Below are 5,738 nucleotides of genomic sequence, written 5' to 3'. Positions count from 1 at the left end.
CGCTGCGGGCTTCGCCCTGCAGGGGCGGGATTTTGAACCGCTGCTCAGCGTTTCCAGAAACGCAGCCGCTTGATGCGGCGGATGAAGGAGAGCAGTTCGGCGCGTTCGTGCTGTGCCTGTTCTGCCCGTGCCTGCGCCTGTTGTTGCGCCTGTTCCGCCGCTGCCCGTGCCGCTGCCGCCGCTTCGCGTTCCAGGGCGAGTTCGCGGGTGAGCTGGTGCAGTTGTTCTTGCAGCGCGTCCTGTTTGCGCAGGCATTCGTGCAGCAGCTGGCGCAGCTCGCCCCGCGTGTCTTCGAGGTGGCCGTGCAGTCCGGCGACGTGGTCGTCGGTGTGGCGCATATAGAGGCCGTTTTGCAATGCCAGGCCGAACAGGTGCGGCGCGGTGCGCAGGGTGTCGCGCATGGCCTCGTCGCGCAGGCGGCGGTCGTAAATCCAGTGGGCATGGGCGAGGTCGTGCATGGAATTGCCCCAGTCACCGGCGACGCCGTGGCGGTGATGCCAATAGGCGAGCGGCGTGCCTTCGATGAGGCCGAAGGGTTTTTGCCGGGTCAGGCGCAGGTGCAGGTCCCAGTCTTCGACGACGGGCAGGGCGGCGTTGTAACCGCCTGCGGCGCGGATGTCCGCCGTGCGGTAGAGGCAGCCGATGGGTACGGCGCGGTTGATGACCAGCAGCTCCAGCAGCGACAGGTCGTGAATGCCGGGTTGCAGCGGCTCGCGTCGGCATTCGCGCCAGCCGCCGTTGCCATCGGCTTCTTCGTGGATGATTTCGGTGCGCACCGCGACGGCAGCGGCTTGCGGATGCGCGTCCAGCCAGGCGGTGGTGCGCGCGAGGAAGTCGGGGTGCCAGGTGTCATCGTCATCGTGCAGGGCGAGGTATTCGCCGGTAGCGGCGTCCAGCCCCTGTTGCGCGCTGCCGCTGCGGCCAAGGTTCTGCGGCAGATGAATGGCGCGGGTTTTGTCGCGCAGGGCGGCGGGCTGGGCGGCCAGCAGCGCGTCTATCCCGGCGGCGTCGCCACCATCGTTGATGATGTGCGCCTGCCAGTCGGTGCAGGTTTGCGCGGCGATGTCGGCGAGGGCGCGGGCGAGGAAGGGCAGGCGGTCTTTGCTGCGGATGATGATGGAGACTTTGGGCATGGTGGTTGTCCTGGTGTGATGACCAATGGCAAAGGCTAATTTCCGGTTTTTTGTATCGTGCGCAGCCGCAGCCACAAGCCGCTGGCACACAGGAGCAGCAGCACGGCATCGGTGAAGCGAATGGTCCACAGCACGCTGATGTCGGTCAGGCGTCCCCAGGAGCCGGTGGCAAAGGCGGTGGCGGGCTGGAGCAGTTGCCACAGCAGCACTGTCAGCACGCCGAGGGCGACGACGCCCAGCCAGAAGCAGATTTTTTGCCCGCCGCCGCAGGGCGAACGGTGCGGGAAGTGTCGCGCCATCAGCCATTGGTATGCAGCGAGCAGCATCAGTCCGCCGATGCTGAGGACGTGCTGCACCCATTGGTATAGCGGCAATGCGCCAGCGGGTTGTTGTAGCCGTGGCAGGTGCTGGACAAACCAGCCGTTCGGGTGGGTAAAACCATCCAGCACGATATGCGTCGCCGCGCCGAGGGCGGCGGAGAGGGCGAATACCGCCACCGTCTGCCAGCGCCGTGAAAAGCGGGCAGGCGGTGGGTAGGCGGCGTTCAGGCAATCGGGCAGGTAGCGGCGCAGGCAGGGCGAGAGCAATGCGAGCGCGAGCAGGTAAACCAGCGCGGTGAGCGGCACATCGTAATACAGCACCGACGGCCAGCTATGGCCGCCGGGGTAGGGGCGACCGTGGAGGTAATAGGGGAAATCGGGCGACATCGCGCCGATGACCAGCGCGGGGAAATGCAGCAACCGGTAGCGGTGCAGCGGCAGGACGATAAACGGGTGGGACAGGGTGAAGGGCATGGGGACTCCGTTTGCAATCAGCGCGCGCGGCGCAGCCAGTCGGGCTGGAAGATGCACATCCGCGTGACGTCGCGGTAGCTGCCATTGACGAAAAATTCGTGGCGCAGCACGCCTTCCGCCTGAAAGCCGAGTTTCTCGTAAACATGGCGGGCGCTCGTGTTTTCGACATCGACGATGAGGTAAATCTTGTACAGGTTCAGCGTGCTGAAGCCGTATTCCATCGCCAGCGCGGTGGCGCGGGTGGCGATACCGCGTCCCTGATGGTCAGGGGCGACGATAATCTGAAATTCGGCGCGGCGGTGGACGTGGTCGATTTCGACCAGCTCGACCAACCCCGCCTTGTCGGCATCGGCCTCGATGACGAAGCGGCGCTCGCGCTGGTCGTGGATGTGTTCGTCGTAAAGGTGGGTCAGCTCGGTGAAGGTCTCGTACGGCTCCTCAAACCAGTAGCGCATGACGTTAGCGTTGTTATCCAGCTGGTGGACAAAGGTGAGGTCTTCGCGCTCAAGCGGGCGCAGGCGGATGGCGGTGTGCGGGTTCATTTGGGACGTGGGTGGTGGTTGGGAACGTCATTATAGAGCGACAGCGCGGTAGCGGTTGAGGTCGATTTGCCGCGTAAACAGCGCCTTGATCGCCGGTTGGTGGCTGATGGCGAGGCAGAGGCAATCAGGCAGGGCGGCTTGCAGGGTGCGGATGAGGGCGCTGGCGGCGGCGTCGTCCAACTGGTTGGTCGCCTCGTCCAGATAGAGGATTTGCGGGCGGGCGATAAGGGCGCGGGCGAGGCTCAAGCGCTGTTGTTCGCCGCCGGAGAGGCGGTTGCCCCAGGCGTCTTCGCGGTCAAGTTCGCCGGCGAGGTGGGCGAGGCCGACTTGTTCGAGGGCGCGGATGAGGATGGCGTCGTCGATGCCGTCGCGCGCCGGGTAGCAGAGGTTGGCGCGCAGGCTGTCGTGCGGCAGATAGGGGAGTTGGTAGCGTCCCCGGTAATACGGCCAGATGCCCGCCAGCGTCCGCAGCAGCGTGGTTTTGCCGATGCCGCTCGCGCCGTCGAGCAGCAGCCAGCCGGGCGCGCGGGCGTTGAGCTTAAGCCCGCTGATGAGCGCCCTACCGTCGGCGGTGGCAAGGCTCAGGTTTTCCGCGCGCAGCGTGTCGCCGCCGCTTTCGGGTGCTTTGGTCGCGGGCAGTTGTTCGAGCGCTTCCTGGAAGCGGGCGAGGCGCTCCACTACCGCCGCCCAGACGATGAGCTGTTTATAGACGTCGAGGAACCAACCGAAGCCGTCCTGCACGCGGGCGAAGGCGGCGCGGGTCTGCATGATGTCGCCGAAGCTGAGTTTTTTCGCGAGATACATCGGCAGGGTGGCGAAGATGGGGATGAAGATGCTGATGCGGACGTAGCTGGCGTAAAACATCCCGAACCAGTATTCGCGGTCGATGAGCGCGCGCCAGTTGCTTTTGATTTGGGCAAAGCGCTGCGTCAGCCGCGCCTGTTCGGCGGGTGCGCCCCGGTAGAGGGCGATTTGTTCGCTGTGGTCGCGGATGCGCAACAGGGTCGCGCGGTAGTCCGCCTCAAAATGTTGGCGCTCGACGTTCAGCGTTTGCAGTTTGTTGCCGACGAGGTGCCCCAGCCAGGTGGTGAGTGCCGAGTAGGCGAGCGCAATCCAGATGAGGTAGCCGTGGATAGTGAATTCGTACCCGCCGAGGGTGAGGGTCTGCTCGCCGGAGAGTTCGTAGAGGATGGTGAGGTAGGTGGCGAGGGTGACGCTTTTTGAGATGAAGGAGCGCAGCAGTTCCAGGCTTTTTTCGGCGAGCAGGGCGATGTCTTCGGCGATGCGCTGGTCGGGGTTGTCCGGCTCGCCAGAGAGTTGCAGGCGGTAGTGTTTGTGCCCGTCCAGCCAGTCGCGCTGGAACTGCTCGCTCATCTGCTCGCGCCAGTGGATGATGAGGCGCTTGCGCAGCCATTCGCCCGCGTTCGCCCAGGCGACGACGAGGCCGAGATAGCCGAGGTATTCGACGACCAGCGCGGGCAGGATGCTGCCGTTCATGTCGTGCAGGGCGTCGTAGAAGCGCTTGTCCCAGCGCACGATCCAGACGCCGATGAGGATGAGGATGAGGGTGCAGGCGGTGTCGGCGGCGTTTTTCGTGCCGCTCCTGTTTAACGGCATTTTGTCGATTTACCCGCCGAACAAACGCGGAACGGCAATGGGTGTGATTACCATGATGTTCACCGCCGCGCCCGCGATAGGGCCGACGCTGTCGGGCATCATCATCGACCACACGCATTGGCGCGTGCTGTTCGGCTTTACCGCGCCGTTTATGCTGGCGGCAATGGTGTTGGTGGGCAAGTATCTGACGGTCAATTTGAGCAACATCAGCCGTCCGAAGATTGATATTTTGTCTGCCGTGCTGTCGATTGCGGGCTTGGGCGGGCTGGTGTATGCGAGCAGTAATTTCGCCCGTCTGCCGCTGGCGGAATTTATCCTGCTGTTTGCAACTTCCGTCGCGCTGGTGGGCTGGTTCGCATACCGCCAGTCCCGCTTGGCGACACCGCTGCTGAACCTTCGGGCGTTTGAGTATAAGCAGTTCCGCCACTGCGTCGTGATTCTGGCGGGCGCGGTGTTCCTGTTTTTAGGTTTGGAACTGATGATGCCAATGTACACGCAGCAGGTTCTGATGCTGACGGGTACGGCGACGGGGCTGATTCTGATGCCTGCGAGTATCGCCCAGGCGGTTGCCGCGCCTTTGTTCGGCAAACTGCTGGACAAGAAGGGCGGACGGTTTGTCGTATTGCCCGCCACGGTGATGCTGACGGTGTCGCTGGCGGTGTTGTGGCTGTTTTTGCGGATTGACACGCAAGTCATGATGCTGACCGCCATGTTCACGCTGATGGCGGTGTCCGTATCCGCCTGCGTAACGGGCGAAACCCACGGCTTGAACGCGCTGCCGAAAAAACTCAACCCCCACGGCGCGGCGATTCTGACCACCATCAACCCGATTGCCGGCGCGATCGGCGCGGCATTTTTCGTCGGCGCGACCAATATCGGCGAGAAACTGTCCTCCGCCACCTCGCCGCAACAAGCCATGCTCGACGGCATCCATCTGGCGATGGGCAGCGCGCTGGTGTTGGGTGCGGTGATGGTGTTTTTCGCAACCCGCCTGAAGGCGCCGTAAGGCCGTCTGAAAACGGCCGGACATTTCTGTTTCAGACGGCCTTGCCTTATAATTAATATTTGAATAATCAGTTCCACCGTAACACAGGGAAAACCAAACATGAAGCTTCGAACAACCGCCGCACTTTTGCTTTGCGCGTTATCGCTGAATGCCCGCGCTTTGGATTTCGGCGGTATTCCGCCGGAAGAAATATCCGTTTACGTCAAAGACCTGCAAAGCGGCCGGATCATAGAAGAACACCGTGCAGACGAATCTATGAACCCCGCCTCGACCATGAAGCTCGTAACCGCCTTTGCCGCGTTCCGCGCATTGGGCAGGGATTACCGCTGGACGACCGAATTGAAAAGCGACGGCCGTGTGAACGGCGATACGCTGGAGGGCGACATCTACTGGGTAGGCAGCGGCGACCCCATGCTCGACCAAGACGGACTGGTCGCCCTTCAGCAACAGTTGCGCGACAAAGGCATCGTCCATATCAACGGCCGGCTGGTGCTCGACCGCAGCGTGTGGGGCGAAACCGGCAGCGCGGACGATTTCGGCAGCGACGCGGACGAGGCGTTTATGACCGCGCCCGATCCGAATATGCTGGCGTACAAAGTCGTATGGGTCAAACCCGAACGCGGCACTGCCGGCGGCGTAGACATCA

5 protein-coding genes and 1 pseudogene are annotated in these 5,738 nt (G+C 63.2%); 2 read left to right on the top strand and 4 right to left on the bottom strand.

The features are described 5' to 3' along the window. Positions 1 to 44: 44 nt before the first annotated feature. From Q0349_RS01565 to Q0349_RS01550, 4 genes are read right to left on the bottom strand one after another with little or no spacing between them, the layout of a single operon-like run. Positions 45 to 1,133, bottom strand: coding sequence for a glycosyltransferase family 2 protein (locus tag Q0349_RS01565; protein ID WP_298079051.1), 1,089 nt, complete (start codon positions 1,131 to 1,133; stop codon positions 45 to 47). Positions 1,134 to 1,168: 35 nt separating this feature from the next. After that, positions 1,169 to 1,927, bottom strand: a complete 759-nt coding sequence (locus tag Q0349_RS01560) for a DUF4184 family protein (RefSeq protein ID WP_298079049.1) — start codon at positions 1,925 to 1,927, stop codon at positions 1,169 to 1,171. Positions 1,928 to 1,944: 17 nt separating this feature from the next. After that, positions 1,945 to 2,469 carry a spermidine N1-acetyltransferase gene (speG, locus tag Q0349_RS01555; protein ID WP_298079048.1) on the bottom strand — a complete coding sequence of 175 codons (525 nt, stop codon included), beginning with the start codon at positions 2,467 to 2,469 and terminating at the stop codon, positions 1,945 to 1,947. A gap of 30 nt (positions 2,470 to 2,499) precedes the next feature. After that, on the bottom strand, positions 2,500 to 4,086 hold the full coding sequence (locus Q0349_RS01550; RefSeq protein WP_298079047.1) for an ABC transporter ATP-binding protein/permease: 1,587 nt from the start codon (positions 4,084 to 4,086) through the stop codon (positions 2,500 to 2,502). On the opposite strand from Q0349_RS01550, the pseudogene Q0349_RS01545 reads away from it, so the two are divergent. After that, positions 4,028 to 5,092, top strand: a pseudogene (locus tag Q0349_RS01545) (MFS transporter); the annotation flags it as partial. The gene Q0349_RS01550 and the pseudogene Q0349_RS01545 sit on opposite strands and share 59 nt — an antisense overlap. A gap of 99 nt (positions 5,093 to 5,191) precedes the next feature. Then, positions 5,192 to 5,738: D-alanyl-D-alanine carboxypeptidase (locus tag Q0349_RS01540; RefSeq protein WP_298079042.1), on the top strand; the 547-nt coding region annotated here is incomplete at its 3' end.

It is taken from the genome of uncultured Cardiobacterium sp., assembly GCF_938028185.1.
Lineage (GTDB): Bacteria > Pseudomonadota > Gammaproteobacteria > Cardiobacteriales > Cardiobacteriaceae > Cardiobacterium.
Note: the sequence above shows the minus strand (reverse complement) of the source record. Positions and strands in the feature narration are given on the sequence as shown.